The 17,206-nt window shown below is 61.0% G+C and carries 22 protein-coding genes and 1 tRNA gene; 10 read left to right on the top strand and 13 right to left on the bottom strand.

Annotation, left to right across the window (positions count from 1 at the left end):
• Nucleotides 1–49 precede the first annotated feature (49 nt).
• Nucleotides 50–319: a 50S ribosomal protein L27 gene (gene rpmA, locus ACYCVF_RS24340; RefSeq protein WP_024338898.1), complete on the bottom strand. Its 270-nt coding sequence runs from the start codon at nucleotides 317–319 to the stop codon at nucleotides 50–52.
• Nucleotides 320–421: 102 nt separating this feature from the next.
• On the bottom strand, nucleotides 422–808 hold the full coding sequence (gene rplU, locus ACYCVF_RS24335; RefSeq protein WP_061028931.1) for a 50S ribosomal protein L21: 387 nt from the start codon (nucleotides 806–808) through the stop codon (nucleotides 422–424).
• A gap of 328 nt (nucleotides 809–1,136) precedes the next feature.
• On the opposite strand from rplU, the gene ACYCVF_RS24330 reads away from it, so the two are divergent.
• Together ACYCVF_RS24330 and ACYCVF_RS24325 are read left to right on the top strand one after the other, a co-directional pair.
• Nucleotides 1,137–2,270 (top strand): ROK family protein, encoded by a 1,134-nt coding sequence (locus ACYCVF_RS24330; protein WP_459603576.1) that lies wholly within the window; start codon nucleotides 1,137–1,139, stop codon nucleotides 2,268–2,270.
• Between the two features lie 545 nt (nucleotides 2,271–2,815).
• Nucleotides 2,816–2,905: transfer RNA gene (locus ACYCVF_RS24325), tRNA-Ser, on the top strand.
• Nucleotides 2,906–3,351: 446 nt separating this feature from the next.
• On the opposite strand, the gene ACYCVF_RS24320 is transcribed toward ACYCVF_RS24325, so the two are convergent.
• The 3 genes from ACYCVF_RS24320 to ACYCVF_RS24310 form a co-directional block, all read right to left on the bottom strand.
• Complete coding sequence (locus tag ACYCVF_RS24320; protein WP_459603577.1) at nucleotides 3,352–3,690, bottom strand: hypothetical protein; 339 nt, start codon at nucleotides 3,688–3,690, stop codon at nucleotides 3,352–3,354.
• A gap of 103 nt (nucleotides 3,691–3,793) precedes the next feature.
• Entirely contained in the window at nucleotides 3,794–5,806 is a 2,013-nt protein-coding gene (locus tag ACYCVF_RS24315; RefSeq protein ID WP_459603578.1) for a caspase family protein, read from the bottom strand.
• Between the two features lie 149 nt (nucleotides 5,807–5,955).
• Complete coding sequence (locus ACYCVF_RS24310; protein WP_459603579.1) at nucleotides 5,956–6,933, bottom strand: AfsR/SARP family transcriptional regulator; 978 nt, start codon at nucleotides 6,931–6,933, stop codon at nucleotides 5,956–5,958.
• 542 nt (nucleotides 6,934–7,475) lie between these two features.
• On the opposite strand from ACYCVF_RS24310, the gene ACYCVF_RS24305 reads away from it, so the two are divergent.
• Nucleotides 7,476–7,712, top strand: coding sequence for a DUF6894 family protein (locus ACYCVF_RS24305; protein ID WP_459603580.1), 237 nt, complete (start codon nucleotides 7,476–7,478; stop codon nucleotides 7,710–7,712).
• A gap of 582 nt (nucleotides 7,713–8,294) precedes the next feature.
• A complete protein-coding gene (locus tag ACYCVF_RS24300) occupies nucleotides 8,295–8,534 on the top strand; it encodes a DUF6894 family protein (protein WP_459603581.1) in 240 nt (79 codons plus the stop codon).
• Nucleotides 8,535–8,556: 22 nt separating this feature from the next.
• Here the strand turns inward: ACYCVF_RS24300 and ACYCVF_RS24295 are convergent, their stop codons facing one another.
• The gene (locus ACYCVF_RS24295; RefSeq protein WP_459603582.1) at nucleotides 8,557–9,363 is read right to left on the bottom strand and encodes a transglutaminase-like domain-containing protein; all 807 of its coding nucleotides are present in this window, start codon (nucleotides 9,361–9,363) and stop codon (nucleotides 8,557–8,559) included.
• 389 nt (nucleotides 9,364–9,752) lie between these two features.
• Here ACYCVF_RS24295 and ACYCVF_RS24290 point away from each other — a divergent pair, with 389 nt between their 5' ends.
• Entirely contained in the window at nucleotides 9,753–10,769 is a 1,017-nt protein-coding gene (locus ACYCVF_RS24290) for a zinc-binding metallopeptidase family protein (RefSeq protein ID WP_459603583.1), read from the top strand.
• Between the two features lie 434 nt (nucleotides 10,770–11,203).
• Nucleotides 11,204–11,389: a hypothetical protein gene (locus ACYCVF_RS24285; protein WP_459603584.1), complete on the top strand. Its 186-nt coding sequence runs from the start codon at nucleotides 11,204–11,206 to the stop codon at nucleotides 11,387–11,389.
• Between the two features lie 14 nt (nucleotides 11,390–11,403).
• Here ACYCVF_RS24285 and ACYCVF_RS24280 read toward each other — a convergent pair whose 3' ends face one another.
• From ACYCVF_RS24280 to ACYCVF_RS24270, 3 genes are all read right to left on the bottom strand, one after another.
• Nucleotides 11,404–11,619, bottom strand: a complete 216-nt coding sequence (locus tag ACYCVF_RS24280) for a hypothetical protein (protein ID WP_459603585.1) — start codon at nucleotides 11,617–11,619, stop codon at nucleotides 11,404–11,406.
• Nucleotides 11,620–11,653: 34 nt separating this feature from the next.
• Complete coding sequence (locus ACYCVF_RS24275) at nucleotides 11,654–11,920, bottom strand: transcriptional regulator (RefSeq protein WP_459603586.1); 267 nt, start codon at nucleotides 11,918–11,920, stop codon at nucleotides 11,654–11,656.
• 97 nt (nucleotides 11,921–12,017) lie between these two features.
• Nucleotides 12,018–12,227 (bottom strand): cold-shock protein, encoded by a 210-nt coding sequence (locus tag ACYCVF_RS24270; protein ID WP_459603587.1) that lies wholly within the window; start codon nucleotides 12,225–12,227, stop codon nucleotides 12,018–12,020.
• A gap of 433 nt (nucleotides 12,228–12,660) precedes the next feature.
• Between ACYCVF_RS24270 and rpsU the strand changes: the two genes are divergently transcribed.
• The gene (gene rpsU, locus ACYCVF_RS24265) at nucleotides 12,661–12,939 is read left to right on the top strand and encodes a 30S ribosomal protein S21 (RefSeq protein ID WP_061020015.1); all 279 of its coding nucleotides are present in this window, start codon (nucleotides 12,661–12,663) and stop codon (nucleotides 12,937–12,939) included.
• A gap of 319 nt (nucleotides 12,940–13,258) precedes the next feature.
• Here the strand turns inward: rpsU and ACYCVF_RS24260 are convergent, their stop codons facing one another.
• Genes ACYCVF_RS24260 through ACYCVF_RS24250 form a run of 3 tightly spaced genes read right to left on the bottom strand, consistent with a single transcriptional unit; the run spans nucleotide 13,259 to nucleotide 14,150 of the window.
• Nucleotides 13,259–13,537: a DUF1488 family protein gene (locus tag ACYCVF_RS24260; RefSeq protein WP_459603588.1), complete on the bottom strand. Its 279-nt coding sequence runs from the start codon at nucleotides 13,535–13,537 to the stop codon at nucleotides 13,259–13,261.
• Between the two features lie 57 nt (nucleotides 13,538–13,594).
• A complete protein-coding gene (locus tag ACYCVF_RS24255) occupies nucleotides 13,595–13,891 on the bottom strand; it encodes a hypothetical protein (protein WP_061019981.1) in 297 nt (98 codons plus the stop codon).
• Nucleotides 13,884–14,150, bottom strand: a complete 267-nt coding sequence (locus ACYCVF_RS24250) for a hypothetical protein (protein ID WP_459603589.1) — start codon at nucleotides 14,148–14,150, stop codon at nucleotides 13,884–13,886. Before ACYCVF_RS24250 ends, ACYCVF_RS24255 begins: the two co-directional genes overlap by 8 nt.
• A 349-nt stretch (nucleotides 14,151–14,499) precedes the next feature.
• Between ACYCVF_RS24250 and ACYCVF_RS24245 the strand changes: the two genes are divergently transcribed.
• From ACYCVF_RS24245 to ACYCVF_RS24235, 3 genes are all read left to right on the top strand, one after another.
• Nucleotides 14,500–14,850, top strand: coding sequence for a hypothetical protein (locus tag ACYCVF_RS24245; RefSeq protein WP_459606632.1), 351 nt, complete (start codon nucleotides 14,500–14,502; stop codon nucleotides 14,848–14,850).
• A 269-nt stretch (nucleotides 14,851–15,119) separates the two neighbouring features.
• Nucleotides 15,120–15,491 carry a hypothetical protein gene (locus tag ACYCVF_RS24240; RefSeq protein ID WP_459603591.1) on the top strand — a complete coding sequence of 124 codons (372 nt, stop codon included), beginning with the start codon at nucleotides 15,120–15,122 and terminating at the stop codon, nucleotides 15,489–15,491.
• 315 nt (nucleotides 15,492–15,806) lie between these two features.
• Nucleotides 15,807–16,100 carry a hypothetical protein gene (locus ACYCVF_RS24235; RefSeq protein ID WP_459603592.1) on the top strand — a complete coding sequence of 98 codons (294 nt, stop codon included), beginning with the start codon at nucleotides 15,807–15,809 and terminating at the stop codon, nucleotides 16,098–16,100.
• A gap of 112 nt (nucleotides 16,101–16,212) precedes the next feature.
• Here the strand turns inward: ACYCVF_RS24235 and ACYCVF_RS24230 are convergent, their stop codons facing one another.
• The gene (locus ACYCVF_RS24230) at nucleotides 16,213–17,166 is read right to left on the bottom strand and encodes a LysR family transcriptional regulator (RefSeq protein ID WP_459603593.1); all 954 of its coding nucleotides are present in this window, start codon (nucleotides 17,164–17,166) and stop codon (nucleotides 16,213–16,215) included.
• Between the last annotated feature and the right edge of the window lie 40 nt (nucleotides 17,167–17,206).

The raw sequence follows: 17,206 nt of genomic DNA, 5'->3' as shown, positions 1-17,206 counted from the left end.
CTCCGCCGGTTCAGTCAGGACCCGGCGGACTCCAAATTTGATCCACCGTCTATTCAGCCGCCTCGGCGATCGGGAGCACCGATACGAAGGTGCGGCCGTTGGCTTTGGCCTGGAACGCAACACGACCCTCGATCTTGGCGAACAGAGTGTGGTCCGTGCCCATGCCGACATTGAGGCCGGGGTGCCAGGTCGTGCCGCGCTGACGCGCAATGATGTTGCCGGGAGTGACGACCTCCCCGCCGAACGCCTTGATACCGAGGCGCTTGCCTTTGGAATCGCGTCCGTTACGCGATGAACCGCCTGCTTTTTTGTGAGCCATGGCTCGTCTCCGAAATCCTGCGTATGTCTAGGTCAATTCCTTGACGGAATCATTTCAAAAGGTCTCACGCATCAATTCGTGAATTGGCGTGATCAGTTCTATTTATTCGGCGGCCTCGGCTGCCGGCTCCTTGGCTACCTTCTCCCGCTTCGGGCGCGGGCCCTTGGTGGGCTTGGCGCCATCCGTCAGGATCTCGCTGATGCGGAGCACCGTGATCTCGTCGCGATAGCCGCGCTTGCGGCGCGAATTCTTGCGGCGGCGCTTCTTGAACGCGATGACCTTCGGTCCGCGCTTGTGGTCGAGCACCTCGACCGCAACGGACGCACCCGCCACCGTCGGAACGCCCAGCACCGGCGTGTCGCCGCCGACCACCAGAACTTCATTCAACTGCACGATCGAGCCGACTTCACCTTCGATCTTGCCAACTTCCAGGACATCATCCGGCACGACGCGGTATTGCTTGCCGCCGGTTTTGATGACTGCGAACATCGTTTTTTTCCTTCGTGTTCAATCCCGGCCTCGCGACAGTTTGTCCGGGCCGGCTTTTTGTCAGTCGTTACGGGTTCATGCGGGTCTGCGCGGGTGGGACGTATCCCATTGAAAACCCGAGCAAAAGCAAGCGGCGCGAGAAACGCCCCGCGCCGGTTGTGGGACTTATAGCCGCTGGATGCCGCAAGTCAAGGAAAACCGCGGGAAAAGGCCCGAGATCTGAAGCATTTGGCGCGTTTGCAAGGGCCGAGGGGAATCTCGGCCCGGGCTGCAACCAACGGGTTCCCTCGCCGTTGTCCTCGCAAATCTCACGCGGGCAAGGGCTATCATGGCAACGGACGAACTGGTCAAGACGACGGGCATCGCCCAGCACGGCGCCGAGCGGCTGCCGTCGGTGGATGTCGACAGCTTCAACATCGAGATCAAGGACGAGGACGGCTTTCTCGGCGATCGCGCCAGCAAGGGCGCGTTCCGGGACGTCCTCGATCACTGGCGCAAGCCGCTGCGCAAGACGGGGGAGGACCCGTTCGGCAAGGTGCCGACGGAGGAGATCAACAAGAAGACGCTGGACGCCATCCTGGTCGGCGACGACACCGAGGCCTCGGCCGTGGTGCACAGCGCCATCGAGGATTTCTCCCAGGAGCTCGCTTATGTCACGCGCCGCTTCCTCAAGACCAAGGCCTGGGCCAAGACCGAGCGCATCGTCGTCGGCGGCGGCTTTCGCGATTCCCGACTCGGCGAGCTCGTGATCGCCCGCGCCGAGATCATCCTCAAATCCGAGGACTTCAAGATCGACCTGCTGCCGATCCGCCATCACCCCGATGAAGCCGGCCTGATCGGCGCGCTGCATCTGGCACCGTCCTGGATCTTCGAGGCCCATGACAGCATCCTCGCCGTCGACATCGGCGGCACCAACATTCGCTGCGGCCTCGTGGAAACCAGCTGGAAGAAGGCCAAGGATCTGTCGAAGGCCAAGGTGGTGCATTCGGAGCTGTGGCGCCATGCCGACGACGAGCCGACGCGCGAAGGCGCGGTGAAGCGGCTCACCAAGATGCTGAAGGGGTTGATCACGGAAGCCGAGAAGGAAGGCTACAAGCTCGCGCCGTTCATCGGCATCGCCTGCCCCGGCGTGATCAATCCGGACGGATCGATCGAGAAGGGCGCGCAGAACCTGCCGGGCAATTGGGAGAGCAGCAAGTTCAACCTGCCGGCGAGCCTGATCGAGGGCATCCCCGCCATCGGCGATCACGACACCGCGATCCTGATGCACAATGACGGCGTCGTTCAGGGCCTGTCGGAAGTGCCGTTCATGCAGGATGTCGAGCGCTGGGGCGTGCTCACCATCGGCACCGGGCTCGGCAATGCGCGCTTCACCAACCGCCGCAAGGAGAACGGTAACGGAAAAGACCGGGAGTCCACGGAGACCGGGAAGAAAAAGGGCAAGGCGGACAAGAGCGACTAGATCAGGACGGGCTTCGGCTGATCGGTGCGCGGGCCGGCACTGACACCTCTCCCTGCGGGACAGGCCAAAGCGTATCGACGATGCGGTCCGGGTGAGGGCCCTTGGGCTGAATGCCCCCGGAGTAACCTTGACCGGTTAGGTTAAGGAGCGGATTGCGTTGCGGCGGCCGGGGTGCACGTTACGGTCGAATCGTCGCTTTCACTCGGCCGGCGAAGCCGCCCTTCCCGGCCAGTATTGCAATGAGCGGCACCGGGACCGCCAGTTTTTACCGCGTCTGGCGGTCCCACCCCGCCTGCTTTCCTTCGGAGCCATGATCCGCGTGTGCGTCCGCGGCCTCGATCCTCGACCGGGCGAAGAGCGAAAACTCCGGGCCGAACCGGCTCAAAGGCAGACCAAAACCCGCCAGCGGTGCCAGCCACCGCGACCGCTGCTGGGTCCGGCGGATAACCGGCCCGATTTTCGTCTTCCGTGCCTTGTCTGGCTCGCCATCCTCGCCTATTAACGCCCCAACCACAGGGGCCGCAGCTCCTTACTTGGCGCCTTCAGGAGAGGTGGCAGAGTGGTTGAATGCACCGCACTCGAAATGCGGCATAGGTGCAAGCCTATCGGGGGTTCGAATCCCTCCCTCTCCGCCAGGTCAAAGATGGTTTTCCAGCCGGTCCGGTCATTGGCCTGTTTCTTCCATGACATCGCCTCCGGCAATCCGCGGCTGCTCAAGAATGTTTGGCCGCCAACAGCGTGAGCAGAACCGCGCCCGAGGTCAGGCCGACCGCGATCATGTTGATCAGGTTTCGCGTGGCCATCAATATCATGGGTGACACATGGGCCGACGTTTGGCTGATCTTGTTCCCGTTGCGCTTTGACTTCGCTGGCGTCTTCGCTCGCATTGCATGCCCCGAAAAAAGGAGGGTCAGGCGCTTGGTGGCCTGACCCTGACGCTTTCCCTGTCGAAGTTTTCCCTCGATCTGCGAGCCACCATGTCATGGGCTCGGCCGTGAAGGCTTAACCGGACTGGTAAACCAAAGCTGACTAGCGTTGTTGGTTTATGAATTCGCCAGCGGCCCAAAACGCGCTGTCTCGATCAGGGAATAAATCGCGCACGAGCGCAGCCCCAGGCGCCTGTACAAGTACCGATCACCCGGAAATCATCGCAACAAATATGAACGGATCCGATGCAACACGTAATGCCACTTGGACAGGTGTCGCGAAGCGTGTCGGCGGGCGGACGGTCATCGACCTTGCTGTCGCCGGGTTCCTCGACCGCGATGGCCACGGCGCCCAGGCGCACTGCAACCCGATTGCTCTCGAGCTTCACGTCATCTGCCGCGAATTGCAGAGTCCCATTGTTGCCTTGAGATACGAGTCGAACGGTGTCGCCGCGTCGCTCGGCTACACCCGCAAAGTCAACGAAATCGGTCATGACCGCCTCCAAACAATCGGCGGGCGCCTCGAGTGGCGGCAACCCGCGTGCCGTGTTCAGTGGGCCGCGCCTCCTGGGGCCAGGAGGCGCGGGTTCTCGCAGGCTAGTGTGTCCGCTGCAGCTGGGGCAACGTCGAGGAGACGACGTTTGCGATCAGGTCGTGCGGCATCGCCAAACCGCTTGGGGCCAGGCTTGGAGCCAATGCCGGTGAGATCGTGCTTGGTCCGGCACCGCTCTTGGTCAGTTCACCGACGATCGTCGGGATGGCAGAGGCCACGACACGGGCGATCGCACCCCAGAACTTTTCATCGCCGGCGCCCGCTCCCGATATTGTTGGAGCGAAGTCCTTGTCCCCCTGGAAATCACCCTTGCGCAGCGCGCCGATGACGGCGGGGAGCGCGGCCTGAACGATGTTCGCGAATGCTCCCCAGAATTTCTCCTCGCCACCAAAGTCCTTCTGCGGCTCGGCGCCGCTTTTCGTCAGGGCCTGAATGACGACCGGCGCCACCGTGCCGATGACGCTCATAAGGGCGCCGAGGAACTTTTCTTGCCCGGCCTGCTGGAAGTCCTTCTGCGGATCGACACCGCTCTTGCTCAGCGCCTGAATGACGATCGGCCCGAGTGTGCCGATAACGCTGGCGATGGCGCCGAAGAACTTCTGATCGCCGGGGGGTACATCCTCGAATCCCTTGACGGGGGTGCCCTGCTTGCTGAGCGCGTTGATAACGACTGGCAGTGTCGCCGAGATCGCGCTCGCAATAGCGCCCCAGAACTTCTCCTCACCGCCAAAATCCTTTTGCGGCTGAATTCCCTGCGCTGCGATTGTGCGGAACAGCGTTGGCATGCAGCTCGTGGCTATGCCGAGGATGGACCCAAGGAACTTCTCCTGACCACCAGAGAAATCCTTCTGTGGTTCGTAGCCCCCCTTGCGCAAAGCCTGCACCACCGCCGGCACAGCGGTCGAGACGACGTTGAGCAAGGTGCGCCAGAACTTCTCCTCGCCGCCCGGAATAGCCGTGAAGTCCTTTTGCGGTTGGAAATCACCCTTTCGCAGCGCATCGACGATGGCCGGCACAGCCACCGAGGCGAGGCTCGCGAGCACACCCCAGAACTTTTCGTCGCCGCTTGCAGCAGGCTGGCCGTAGGATTTGTCTTGCATCATGGTCGGATCCTTTCTCTGGTTGCTGAGTACATCCTGGATGATCCTCGTCATCCAGTCGGGGGAAGAAAATGGAGGCGCGGCCTGACCCTGGAAGAGCAGGAATGACGCGGCGGACAGACCAGCGGGATTGGCGGGTTCGGTGAGGACCGGTGTCTGCCGGAAGCCAAGGTCCCGCAGCATCTTGGTCGTTCCTTCGACGAGCCGCCGGTTCGAGACGTTGGGACCGAGGACAGTGAGTTGCTCAAGGAGAGCGTAGGTGAAGGCCGACTTGCCGCCGGTCTTCGGCGTCGAAGCAGATGCGGTCTCGTCTGCAAGGCAGGCGGAGAACAGCATCCCATTCATCTGCAATTGGCCGGCCTCGTCGAACTCCTTTCCGGCCGTCATTCCGAAGCGATTGCCCATCCTTGATGCTGCGCCGGGCCGCGCGCCGAAGGGCCGGTAGCGCAGTTGAGAGACCTTCTTCGGATCAAGGAATACCTTGTCGCTCTCGATGAACGGCGGGACCTTGAGTACCTTGGTCTGGGCGACGTCCATGTGGCCGTCGGTCATCATGACCTTGTACATGCCGCCTGAGTGGCAGCTGTCTGATATCAGCGTAAAGACGCCAGGAGGCGCCGCCTGGGACTTTTGACTGAGCACGTTATCGAACAGGAACTGGTCGTATAGACACAGCACCTCTTCCAGATCCTGGCCCCGGGCGACCTGGAAGCCGTGGCCGGAGAAAAAGAACACGAGCCGATCATCCGAGCTCGCTCCGTTGAACAGCCAGGACAGTCCGGCCTCGACGTTTTGCAGGGTTGCTTTTTCGTCGTGGTCGAATCGAACGTCTGCAAATTTGTAGACGTCGGTGATCTTCTGATGGAACGCTTTCGCGTCGTTGATACAACTTGGCAGGTTGTTTGCGGGGTTTGGATAATGGTCGATGGCAGCGATATATGCTTTGTAATTTGGCATGATCATTCCTCGCAATTGGTGGTTCGGATTCGGACACTGCGGCCGGCCAAGGTTTGCGGCTCGTAAGCATCCGCACTCCATGACACCGGGCGATTATCGAGCGCTGGTGTCTCGCGCCGGTCACAACCGGAGTGGTCGCGTCTCACAAACTAGGATGCGGGAGAAATTTTTCTTGCCAGGTCGATGCCCGGCGGTATCTCGATAGTTTGGTGCAGTTGCCTCGGGCGAGGAGCCGTCTGCATGATCGAAGCGAAAGCCCGAACTTCCCGGCTGAGTTGATGGAGGTGCTTCTGAATGAGTTCGAGCCGGCGCTCAAAGTCCCGGTCGACATTGGACTCCGGAGCGATCGAATCCGGTTGCTGTGCCCCATCGTCGCGTAGACGACGGAATAGCGCCGTGGTTTCACGGGTTGGCGAGACTCCGAGCTCGTGCCGAAATACGAGCTGAAGCTTCTCATAGTGCCGTAGCGCGGCGACCCGATCGCCCATCATGTCGTAGCAATGCATGATCTCGCGGTGGATGTGCTCGAGGAAGGAATCCTCGGCCAGGATTCGGCGAGAAATGCGGATGGCTTCTCCCCAATCGGACCTGTGCTTTGCCGCAATCAGCAGGGTCTCGAGGCAGGCGAGGAAGCGGCCGCGATAGGCCTCCCTATCTGCCAGGCACCAATCGTAGTTGAGTTCGGGAAGAAGATCGCCACGATAGAGTTGCTCGACGGTTTCCGATGTCGGAAGCGGGTTTGAGGGGATCGACTGCGGTGAGGGCGCCTTGATGCACTGATCAAACGCTTCAATGTCGATCCAGACTTGTTCGTTCGCAGACAAGGACAGCGATTCCGGCCGGGCGTTGATCCACTGCGAGGCATTCTCGCCGGCGTTCGCAAGCGCGCAACGAAGGCGCCATACTTCGGTGCTGAGGTTGCGGCGAAGACGCTCGGCTGGTCCATCGCTCCAAAGACGCGCGACGAGGACGTCACGACTGACGGGTGCCCGTTTCTGCAGGGCAAGCACGGCAAAGAGATGCTTTGAGCGTTCGCTGAGAAACTCAACCCGGGTCCCGTGGCGACCCCAGACTTCCAATTGACCGAACAGTCGGCATATCGGACGCTGGGCTGGTGTGTTCTCCATGACCTGCCTCCTCGTGCGCCCCAACGGAACGTAACGCGAAGCCAAGATTGTCGTGTGAGCTTTTTCACATTTTGGGAGAGCTACGGAATCGCCACTCACGCGTCGTTAATGTCATTGAACCAGCGCGACCCAAGTACGAATCAATCTTGAATTGAAGGTTCAGGATTGGAGGGCCCCCTTCTCGCAAAGGCATTCTTGGCGGCATGACAGGGCCGCAAAGCGCCAAGTTGGACCAGGGGACGGCGCCTCCAGATGCCGCTCCCGAGCAGTCCTGGTCTGGCTCCCTCTTCAACTCGAACCACCGGCCCGGCAACGCCGGATCGGCCATAGTGACCGGACACGACAAAAGGACGTGGACGTTCAGTGCCCGCGCTGCGGAACGCGCGGCCAACTCGCCCGGTCGGATTGCAATGTCCGAGTAATTTCTAGCAACCAGGGGATGGCTGGCGTATTGTCCTGGCATCACCGGCCGCGGCTTGTCCTGTGGGCGTCGGTGGCTGAGAGACCGAGAGCGCTCCCGCCTGCATGGAATGGAGTGCTTCATGGAACGCTATTTCTTTGACATCCAAAGTGGTCGCGATTTCTTTGCGGATGAGGAAGGACTTCGCCTGCCCGATCAAAAGGCTGCCGAAGTCGAAGCCATGCAAACGCTGACCGGGATCGCCAAAGAGTCCGTTTTCAAGAACGAACGTCCCGATCTGGCAGTGGAAGTACGTTCGAGAACTGAACGGCTGTTCTGCGTATCGATAATTTATCGGAACGCGAGCACCAAACACTGAGACCCCTTCGGCCACTATCGTCACTTCTTTCGAGTTTGAAGACCGAGACGAGCGGACGCTTCGCCTGAGCGGGATCGAGCGGGCCGCCGTCGACCGCCCCGCCTGTTCCCCGGAGGAGCTTCGCAGTCTTCCCCGCTGGTTGCTGAAGAACAATGCCGGAATTGCCTCAAGGGCTTTGCAGCGACCGAAATAGTCTGTTCGACGGTCTGGTTAGGTGCTTGCAAGCACCTATATGAGAATCGTCACCGCCCGACCCGAGGCATCCATCGGTGATGAGAACGCCTGTCGCGCTCCCGCCCACAAAAGGGAGCAAACAATGCAGGTTCGTTGCGCATCTCGATCTTCAACATTCGAATACCGCCTCACGCAAGAGGCGGTCAATTTGCGCCAGCAGGCTCAGGGAATGCCTGTCTGCGTCCGGCGCTCCGAGCTTCTTCAGAAGGCTCGGCAGATCGATGTTGCCCTCGAGGTGAATAAGTGGCTGAGTTCCCCGGGATTGCAGCCGCCATTGTAACGAGAAGGGCCAGGAGATGCCTTCGGGCCTCCCGGCGTGGCGCCGACAATCTCTCCAACGGGGCGCTCATGATGATCAGATATTTCTTCGATATCAGAGACGATCGCGAGCTCTATCCGGACGAAGATGGAATAGAGTTTTCCACGCAGCGTGAGGCGGAGATGGAGGCGGCTCACACATTGGCGGGATTGGCTCGCGATTTGGCGGGTCAGGAAGAACGCCCGGACGTTGCGATCGAGGTCCGAACGGAGGACGGTCGCGTATTTCAGGCGGCACTGACCTTCGAAGCCAACAAAGCCAAGCAATAGGCTTTCGCCGCGGCGACGATCATCAGACGAGTTCGTCGGTCCAGACCTTGAAGCTCAGCAGCGTGTTGGGTCCGAACGTCTGGGTAATTGGAACGTCCGCGGCATCGCGGCCTTGCGCGATCAGGACGCGACCGATCCGCGGAACGTTGTTCCGTGGATCGAATGTGTGCCAGCGACCGCCGATATAGGCTTCGAACCATCCGGCGAAATCGCCGGCGGCATATGGAGGCGCCATGCCTATGTCACCGAGATAGCCCGTGCAGTAGCGCGCGGGAATGTTCATGCAGCGGCAGAACGCAATCGCCAGATGTGCATAGTCCCGGCAGACGCCTTTGGTTTCGGTAAACACTTCCCATGCGGTCTTGGTGGAGCGGGCGTGCTCGTAGCCGAAGGAGATGTGGTTATGAACGAAGTCGCAGATGGCCTTGACCCGCGCCCAACCGGGCGCTGTCCTCTCGAACAGCTTCCACGCCACGTCCGTAAGCCGGTCGGTCTCGACATATCGGCTGCCGAGCAAATACACGATGGTGTCCGGCGGAAGATCCTCCACCGCATGCTGCTGTGCTGATGGCACGATCGGATCGGGCAAGCCGCTATCCCTTACCGTGCCATCCGCTGTGAGGACCATGCGGCCCGCGGGCGCGACAAGCCGGCTACACCAGTTCCCGAAGCCGTCGCGATAGGGCGTGATCGGCACAGAAGGGTGGGTGACGAGATGGTCGGGTACGATAACGTCGGATGCGCGCGTGAAGTGCGTGCCGACGACCGCAATCAGGGGTGTCGGCTGCGGAAAGTCGTAGATCATCTCGAAGCCGACACGGATCTTCATGGGCCTGGCTCCAACGCGACGATTGAGGTCGTCGCGAAACATGTCTGCGCATCGTCATCGATGAATGTCGAGAGCGCTCACGCTTGAACAGTATGTCATCCGAGCTCCTATCGCCAGCCGTATGCTCGATCCCGTTTGAGGTCATTCGTCTGGTCCCCAACGGGAACCCATTTCAAACTGAAGGCTTTCTTGAAGATGAAAATGCGATCCGGACCCAAACCCATGTCCGTTCAACCTGCGCAAGACTGGCTCGCGCAGCCTGTTTCCGAGAAGGCGTCCTACCAGGGAGCGCGCCGTACCGTGAACGACGCCGATGCCGACGCTCTGAGGAAACACGCATTGAAGAGGCAACGCGCGCTGATCGACGCCCCCAATGGCCGTGAGCGATCATGAGAGACTTCAAATGTCCTCATTGCCGCCAGCTGTTGGCCTTCGAGCTCACCGAATGCAACAGGTGCAGGCAGCCGGTGATGTTCGATCCCGAGGGCATGGCGATGGTGGGCGTGGAAAGCGGCCGGGAATGCGCCAATCGGAACGTCATCGCGTGCAACTGGTGCGCCGTTGCGACAACTTCCTACTGCCTGTCCTGCTCGCTCACGCGCATCATTCCCACCACCCAAAATCCCCATAACGTGTCGCTTTGGACGCGCGTGGAGGAGGCCAAGCGCAGGCTGATCTACGACCTGCGCCGGCTTCGTCTGCCCATCGCGTTCGAGGGTGGATTTCGGCTGGCGTTCGAGATTCTGTCCGACGAGCACGGGCCGGTCATGACCGGGCACGAATCCGGTCTTATAACGCTCAACCTTGCGGAGGCCGACGACGTGAAACGCGAGATCAGGCGCGTTTCCTTTCGCGAGCCCTACCGCACCCTGCTTGGTCATTTCCGGCACGAAATAGGACATTTCTACTGGAATGCCCTGATACACGAGGCGGGGTTTCGAGCACCATTTCGGCTCGTGTTTGGCGACGAGACCGAGAACTACCAGGCTGCGCTTGCGGCCTACTACGCGCGTCAGGATCGGTCAGACGATCCGGCAAGCCACATCAGCATGTACGCGACGTCTCATCCTTGGGAAGATTGGGCGGAGACATTTGCTCACTTCCTGCACATCGTCTCGACCCTGGATTCCATGGCCGGACTTCCGCTCTCGTTGGACGCGCGCGCTCAGCACACGCTGAGCGACCCGTATCTGGAGAGCGATTTCGGTGCGCTCCTGGAGCTGTGGACTCCCCTCGCGCTGACGATCAACCGCCTCAATCGCTCACTGGGACTTGCCGCTGCGTACCCCTTCGACATTTCACCCGCAGTCGAGGGCAAACTGCATCTGGTCCATATGGCGATCACGGCGTTTAGAAATCGGCCGGAAGGAAACGCAACCGCCCAAGACGCGATGCGATTGGGATGATTTGACCGGCTGTGAACGGCCGAGCGTCTTGCGGACGAGCGGCGCCAATCCCGGGGTTGCCGAAAACCGACAGGAACCGGGATACTGCAAACGAGTTGATGACCATGATCCGCATCTCATGCACGCCTGCTCGATAACGCACAGAGACTCCGCGAAGGATTTGGTGTAAAAAGCGCGTCTACGCTGGTTTGCTTCTCAGGTCCATATTTCGCCCGCGGGTGCTTGCATTCGCTGGCTGGCCGACTGCAGAATGCGATGTTCTTTCTCCTTTGGTGACGTGAGGCAATCGAGTGCCTCGGGGAGAAGAGGGCTTGCCGAACCACTCAAAGCTGCGTCATGCATCGCCACAGAAGCAAGCCCGGGTATGAAGCAATGCGTGGGTTGCCATGGCAAGCGTCTGAGCCACGACCGATATACAATTCCTGGAGATCAAAATGATCAAGAATGAAGCGAAGACTGCCCGGCATCTGCGGGAAGCGAACAACGCCTTCAAAGCCGTCAGGGCGGAAAAACCGATGACCGACTACGCGAAAGACCAGCAGTCCCTGCACGAAAATCACGAGCGTCTGAAGGCAGCCCGATTGGCGCGCGAAGCCAAGTCGAAGGACGCGCAGGAATAGTCCTCGCGCTCGGCTCAGAGCATTGAGAGCACGACGATTCCATCTTCAAGCTCGCCCGAGGCGAGGCGTGCACGGGCGATATGCTCGAATTCTTTTCGATATTTGTGAAGGTAGCTAAAGGCCTGCTTGTCGGTCTGAAACGTCGTCCTGAGACTGCACATCTGTCTCGCTGCGCCAAGCGCAAGCATGAAAGTGATCGTTCCGCCGCCATCTGCTTTGACTCTGGGCACGATCCACCCTGTGGTGCGACTCGGTTTCACGACGTTACTGCGCGCCGTTGGGTTTGACCATTGCGCCAGCTTGCCTCTTGCGTTTCTTCGGTGCGGGGGCCGGCAACGATGCGCGAAGCGCCGTTTCGGCAACTTCCCTGGCCTCACGCAGCTCGCGGAGGCGCGCCATGTTCTTCCGCACCTCGATGGCATGCTTTTCCGCGTCAGCCAGTGCTCGCGCACCGTCCTCGGCAGCCAATCGTTTGCGGTTCGAGCGCGCAATACCTTCGGGCGACGGCTCTGCCGATTTCCTGGCGATCATCCCTCAACCCGCATTCGTATAAACAAAACCCGCTCCATCCGAAGATCGAGCGGGCAGCGTGCCGTTTCAGTACATCCGTGAAAACGACGCTGGCAAATCAAGCCAGCGAAAGGTTTTCAGCGCTAACTTTGCCGCGCATCTTGTCGGTCTTGACCTCGAAGTTGACCTTCTGGCCTTCTGCGAGACCAGCAAGACCAGCCCGTTCGACCGCGCTGATGTGCACGAACACGTCATTGCTGCCGTCGGTCGGCTGGATGAATCCAAAGCCCTTCTGGCCGTTAAACCACTTAACAGTACCTGTCGTCATTTTCGTTCTCCAAAGCGCACGAGCGCATGCCGCGTGAAGATCACGCGATAGTCTTCAACTTCGTCGATGTCTTTGGAAAAGGAGCCCGCGGGCGCGTTCAACAAGGCACAGCGGCTAATCGAATACCTTAAATATACATGACTTTCAGCTTTTTGCAAGGCAACGCCCAAAATTGTTTCCAGTGGTCGTTCCTGGCACCGTCGAGAAGCCCCGGATGGTGCTGTCCAAACGTACGAGCGGCCTCAACCATTGACAGCGCGGCTGACACTAGTCACGGTGCGTCACCGAACTTGATTGCCGCGACGCATGGACCGGCTTGTTCGAGGCTGGCGGAAGAACGCGCCGTCACTCATCCTCACCATCGGCACGAGACTCCTGCGCAATTGGCTGCATGCAGGATTGCCGCATTCCGCAGCCCAGCGAGGAGTTTCAATTGCAGGTACTTGTTCGCGACAACAACGTCGACCAGGCGCTTCGTGTTCTGAAGAAGAAGATGCAACGCGAGGGCGTCTTCCGCGAAATGAAGCAGCGGCGCTCGTACGAGAAACCTTCGGAGCGGAAGACGCGCGAAAAATCCGAGGCCATTCGTCGGGCACGCAAGCTCGCTCGGAAGCAGGCCATCAGGGAAGGCTTGCTGCCAGCACCTCCGAAAAAGAAACTGCCGGAGCGCAAGCCGCCCTTGCCGGACACCACCAGGGCCGAACGCGCTTAGCGAAAGTGCGTCCATCTGGTTGGCAAAGCCATTGACGGCAGGGCGGATAGTTCCGCGAGTGCCGAGGATCGAGCGATGCGAAAGCGGTATTGATCGATGGACCTTCGGTTCATGGCGGTCCGCGTCGATCGGTTCAAGACAGACACTTGATCGAAAGTCGGGCCATCGCCGCTTCCGGGATCTTGGTGACCTCCACGACGCATTGATTCGTCTCGGAGGTCCGCCCTGCCGGCGGTGTCCGTTCGGCGAGTTGTCGAGAGCGAGTCACCTCGCGACCAAACCGCAGGTGCTGCTCTGGCAACCGGGACCTAGCAACTCGCTATGTCCTGAAATCGATCCCCCGCAGCACGATCCCCCGTGGATTGCCTTCAAGCTCGGTCGCTCGATACTTGCCGGCCGCGCGCGCCTCGATGCGGTCGCGCAGGCGCACGAACTGGGCCTCGCGCTGCTCGGGGCGCACCGGCGGGCCGGACTCGAGAGAGTCCATCGCGGTGGTCGAGATCGCGCAAGGAATTTCCTTGCCGTCGTCCTGCATCGAGAACAGCACGATCATCCGGTCATGTTCGTGGCCGATGTAGCGGCCGCTCGTGAGCGTCATGGTTTCCTCCCTTACCGGGCTCCTGGCACGATCGCGCTTCAGCGTTTTGCTCTGCGCTCAGCCTTCCCCGGAGAGCCGGGCGAAATCATCGAGCAGCGCCGCCACCAGCGCGCGATGCCTCGTATCCTCGGCAGGCAGGCTCGCGGCATAGAGGTTGAGCAGATGCCGCGCCTTGACGGCGGCCTCCGGCCACGAAGCGGCAGGCACCGTCATCATGCGGTGTTCGAGTTCGGTCTCCCGCTCGCGCAACTCCCTGACATGGGCTTCGACGTCGGCTAGCGCGCGGCGCAGATCGGTGGCCTTCTGTGCCGCCATGCCGCGATGCTTGTCGAGATCGACCGGCCGGTCAGTCATGGTCGGCGCTCGCATCCGCGGCCTGCGCATTGGCGAGGTCGACCGAGCCGATCGAGAGCATCTCCATGGAATTGCGGACGCCTTCCGCCGGCACCACGATCATCGTCGCGACCCGGCGATAGGCCGAGAAGGTGAGGCCCTCTATTTCCTCTTCGTCGGTAATGACCTCGTAGGCGCCGGCGGGCAGCACTCGCTCGATGCCGCGAATCCTGAACGGACGCTTGAACGCGACGGTCTCTCGCCGTGAGCGGATGGTCATGCACGCCTGCCTTCTTACAAGAGGGGCCGCAACCGACCGGCAATGACAACCATGCGCCCATCAGACGGCAATAGCCAGTACATTCGTCTTTGCTGCGCGCCAACGCTGTAGGGCGGCCCACGCTCGTACGCGGCGTTTTAGCGCTCGCTATCGGCATGCCGCAGGCGTAGGATTGTTACATCACCGTACTCCTCAACGGCATCGACCGGTGACTGAGGGTCACGTGCGCTCCCGCCGACAGAGTTGCAGGAGCGATCGATGTCGCGTTGTCGCGCCTCGGAATGGATCGTCCCGCCGGTGATCGCTCCGCTGCATTTCCTGCTTCTGATGTTTGTTGCGGTCCTCTTCAATGGCTAGGCCAAAGCGCGTGCCCTACCTGGTCACGGGAACCAACGAGTATGGTAGCTCCAATCTCGGCCGTGGCAGCGCCACCGTCGCATTGCGGCTGGCGCGGAAGCTGCTTCGCGACGGCTATATGGACGTCCGCGTCTGCACGCCGCGCGGCCGCATCCTGCAGTCGGACGAACTGAATGAACTCGAACCCCAACAGGAGATGGACATCGTGGCCAAGGGACAGCAACGCGGCAATCGCGAAACCAAGAAGCCGAAGAAGGAAAAGGCAAAGGTGATCGCGGCACAGCCGAGCCGGAAGGAAAGCGCGTGGCAACCGGATTTCGGGCCGGCAAAGAAGAGTAGATAAAGGTCGCAGTTCCGACCTGATGGCTTGGAAGGCTTGAAGCGAAGCTGGCTGGGACGTCAAACCGGGGCCATGGAGAGGCGATCACAGGCTGGCGCAACGCCGCCTGGGGCTGGCGGACGGATCCTCGTGCGGTCCAATTTGACCTTGAGCCGATGGTTGAATTTCGCTTGCCTCCTCGACGGCCCTCGCCGGAGGCCGGACATGTCGGCGCGTCTACGATGTCGTCTGCGTCTCTTCTCGTATTCAGCCATTCAAGAAAGGCAATGCACATGGAGATTCCCGCGCTCTTGCAAGGTGAATCGCGAAGCCGCCTCCTTCAGGGGATCGCCCTCGGCGGCGTCGCGACCGTGACGATCGGTTTCATCTGGGGCGGTTGGGTGACGAGCGAGCGCGCCAGAATCATGAGCGTTGCGGCGGAGAGCAGTGGCCGGATGTCCATTCTCGTACCCCTCTGCGTTAGCCAGTTCACAGCCGCGGACGGGGCGATCGCGCGGTTCAAGACGACCAGTGCCTATTCCAAGGAAAACCTCGTCAGCGAGGTCGTGAGGAATGTAGCCTCCACCAGCATGGACTACTCCTTGGCCAGAGCCTGTGCGGGCGCCATCGATCTCGAGCTCGCAAAGACGGACATGAAGAGCTGAGCAACAAGATCAGGCAATGCGGCGGGATGGTCATGATCGCCGTCGATCCGCGAAGATCGTTTCGGAAACATACCCGGATCGAGCAATCGGGTCGTCTCTCGGTGAGCGCCTCGAAGCTTCCCTCCGGTGGATCGCCGAATACCTGAACTGAGACGGTGCGCGGTCTGAACGCCGTCGCTTGCCCGGCGGGCGTTCTTCGTCGAATCATTATGAATGGCTTTCCATCGGAGAGCCGCAAGAAAAAGCGGCGGACGCTGAGAGCGCACGAACCTGCGCACAGCGTCGAGATGCTGCAAATCAAGATCAGGAGCCGTCATGAAGCTGAACTCAACCCAGATCGAGCAGATGCTCAACCAGTTCAATGCTCACGTCGTCGCTGACGATAGTCCGGCGATTTCCGGTTTGAACGACGTGTTTGGTGACCACACATTTTTCCTTGACGAGAGGGGATTGAATGTCCTGGAGCTGATCGAGGTGCCTCGAATGGAGCCACGGAGCGGGGAGGTCATCAACATCGCCGATTGGAGCGACGGGTCACTCACCAGGTTGCGCGCTCATCAACCCGAACCAACCGGCATCGTGATTCGCCTGAGGGGGACCGAGCACTGATGCGATCTCCCCGCCCTCCATTTCGATCCTGGGCTGAGATCGCGGCGTCGCAGACACGCTCGACAGGGTCCGCAACGGCATATGCGGGATAGACTGATGCTCTCGGCCAGCCTCATCCCATCAATCTCCACCTTCCATCCATGCTCCGCTTCAATACGGGATCGCTCACCCGCACGTGTTCCGCCAGAAAATCGATGAATGCGCGGACGCGCGCCGGGAGCGGCGCGGTGTGGCCGACATAGACGGCGTGGATGTCTTCGCGGTCGCCGGGATTGTAGCCTTGCAGCACCGGGACGAGGCGGCCGGATTCGATGTCCGGGCCGATGTGGAAGAGGGCGAGGCGGGCAAGGCCGACACCGCCCAGCGCAAGGCGCCGGGCGGCTTCGCCGTCGCTGGCGCGCGCGACGGGCGGTGGCACGGCTTCCTCGGTATGGTCGCCGCGCTTGAACGGCCAGCCGCGGATACTGCGCGGAAAAGTCCAGCCTATGCCGCGGTGCTCATTGAGATCCGCCGGAATCTTCGGCGAGCCGAAGCGCGCGAGATAATCCGGCGCGCCGACCACGACCATGCGGCTGCTGCCGAGCTTTCTCGCGACGAGACGTGAGGCGCGCAACGGGCCGACGCGAATGGCCACGTCGGCGCGCTCCTGCATTAGGTCGATCAGCGTATCAGTGAGCACGAGATCCAGCGTGACGTCGGGATGCTGTTCCAGGAAGCGCGGGATTAGCGGCATCACGTGCAGCATGCCGAAGGGAATGTTGCAATTGACCGTGAGGCGGCCGCGTGGCGCCGCGCCGGAGGCCGCCTCGCGCTCGGCCTCCTCCATCTCGGCGAGGATGCGCACGGCGCGCTCGTAGAAGGCCCGGCCTTCCTCGGTCAGCGTCAGCTTGCGCGTGGTGCGGTTGACGAGCCGCGCGCCGAGGCGGGCCTCCAGACGCGAGATCAGCTTGCTGACGCCCGACGGCGTCAGGCGCAGCTTTCGCGCAGCCTGGGTGAAGCCGCCGAGATCGACCACGCGGACGAAGACCTCCATCTCGGCGGCGCGGTTGGTGTCGAAACGGGCCATGTTGAATTCACGTCACAAATGATTTGATTGCGGACATTCT

The organism is Bradyrhizobium cedriense (assembly GCF_054602315.1).
This window is presented reverse-complemented; position numbering and strand designations above follow the sequence as displayed.

Bases quoted from the DNA above. Each gene is read 5' to 3' on its own strand.
- rpmA (WP_024338898.1), bottom strand. From the start codon at position 319: ATGGCTCACAAAAAAGCAGGCGGTTCATCGCGTAACGGACGCGATTCC.
- rplU (WP_061028931.1), bottom strand. From the start codon at position 808: ATGTTCGCAGTCATCAAAACCGGCGGCAAGCAATACCGCGTCGTGCCG.
- ACYCVF_RS24330 (WP_459603576.1), top strand. From the start codon at position 1,137: ATGGCAACGGACGAACTGGTCAAGACGACGGGCATCGCCCAGCACGGC.
- ACYCVF_RS24320 (WP_459603577.1), bottom strand. From the start codon at position 3,690: ATGACCGATTTCGTTGACTTTGCGGGTGTAGCCGAGCGACGCGGCGAC.
- ACYCVF_RS24315 (WP_459603578.1), bottom strand. From the start codon at position 5,806: ATGCCAAATTACAAAGCATATATCGCTGCCATCGACCATTATCCAAAC.
- ACYCVF_RS24310 (WP_459603579.1), bottom strand. From the start codon at position 6,933: ATGGAGAACACACCAGCCCAGCGTCCGATATGCCGACTGTTCGGTCAA.
- ACYCVF_RS24305 (WP_459603580.1), top strand. From the start codon at position 7,476: ATGGAACGCTATTTCTTTGACATCCAAAGTGGTCGCGATTTCTTTGCG.
- ACYCVF_RS24300 (WP_459603581.1), top strand. From the start codon at position 8,295: ATGATGATCAGATATTTCTTCGATATCAGAGACGATCGCGAGCTCTAT.
- ACYCVF_RS24295 (WP_459603582.1), bottom strand. From the start codon at position 9,363: ATGAAGATCCGTGTCGGCTTCGAGATGATCTACGACTTTCCGCAGCCG.
- ACYCVF_RS24290 (WP_459603583.1), top strand. From the start codon at position 9,753: ATGAGAGACTTCAAATGTCCTCATTGCCGCCAGCTGTTGGCCTTCGAG.
- ACYCVF_RS24285 (WP_459603584.1), top strand. From the start codon at position 11,204: ATGATCAAGAATGAAGCGAAGACTGCCCGGCATCTGCGGGAAGCGAAC.
- ACYCVF_RS24275 (WP_459603586.1), bottom strand. From the start codon at position 11,920: ATGATCGCCAGGAAATCGGCAGAGCCGTCGCCCGAAGGTATTGCGCGC.
- ACYCVF_RS24270 (WP_459603587.1), bottom strand. From the start codon at position 12,227: ATGACGACAGGTACTGTTAAGTGGTTTAACGGCCAGAAGGGCTTTGGA.
- ACYCVF_RS24260 (WP_459603588.1), bottom strand. From the start codon at position 13,537: ATGACGCTCACGAGCGGCCGCTACATCGGCCACGAACATGACCGGATG.
- ACYCVF_RS24255 (WP_061019981.1), bottom strand. From the start codon at position 13,891: ATGACTGACCGGCCGGTCGATCTCGACAAGCATCGCGGCATGGCGGCA.
- ACYCVF_RS24250 (WP_459603589.1), bottom strand. From the start codon at position 14,150: ATGACCATCCGCTCACGGCGAGAGACCGTCGCGTTCAAGCGTCCGTTC.
- ACYCVF_RS24245 (WP_459606632.1), top strand. From the start codon at position 14,500: ATGGCTAGGCCAAAGCGCGTGCCCTACCTGGTCACGGGAACCAACGAG.
- ACYCVF_RS24240 (WP_459603591.1), top strand. From the start codon at position 15,120: ATGGAGATTCCCGCGCTCTTGCAAGGTGAATCGCGAAGCCGCCTCCTT.
- ACYCVF_RS24235 (WP_459603592.1), top strand. From the start codon at position 15,807: ATGAAGCTGAACTCAACCCAGATCGAGCAGATGCTCAACCAGTTCAAT.
- ACYCVF_RS24230 (WP_459603593.1), bottom strand. From the start codon at position 17,166: ATGGCCCGTTTCGACACCAACCGCGCCGCCGAGATGGAGGTCTTCGTC.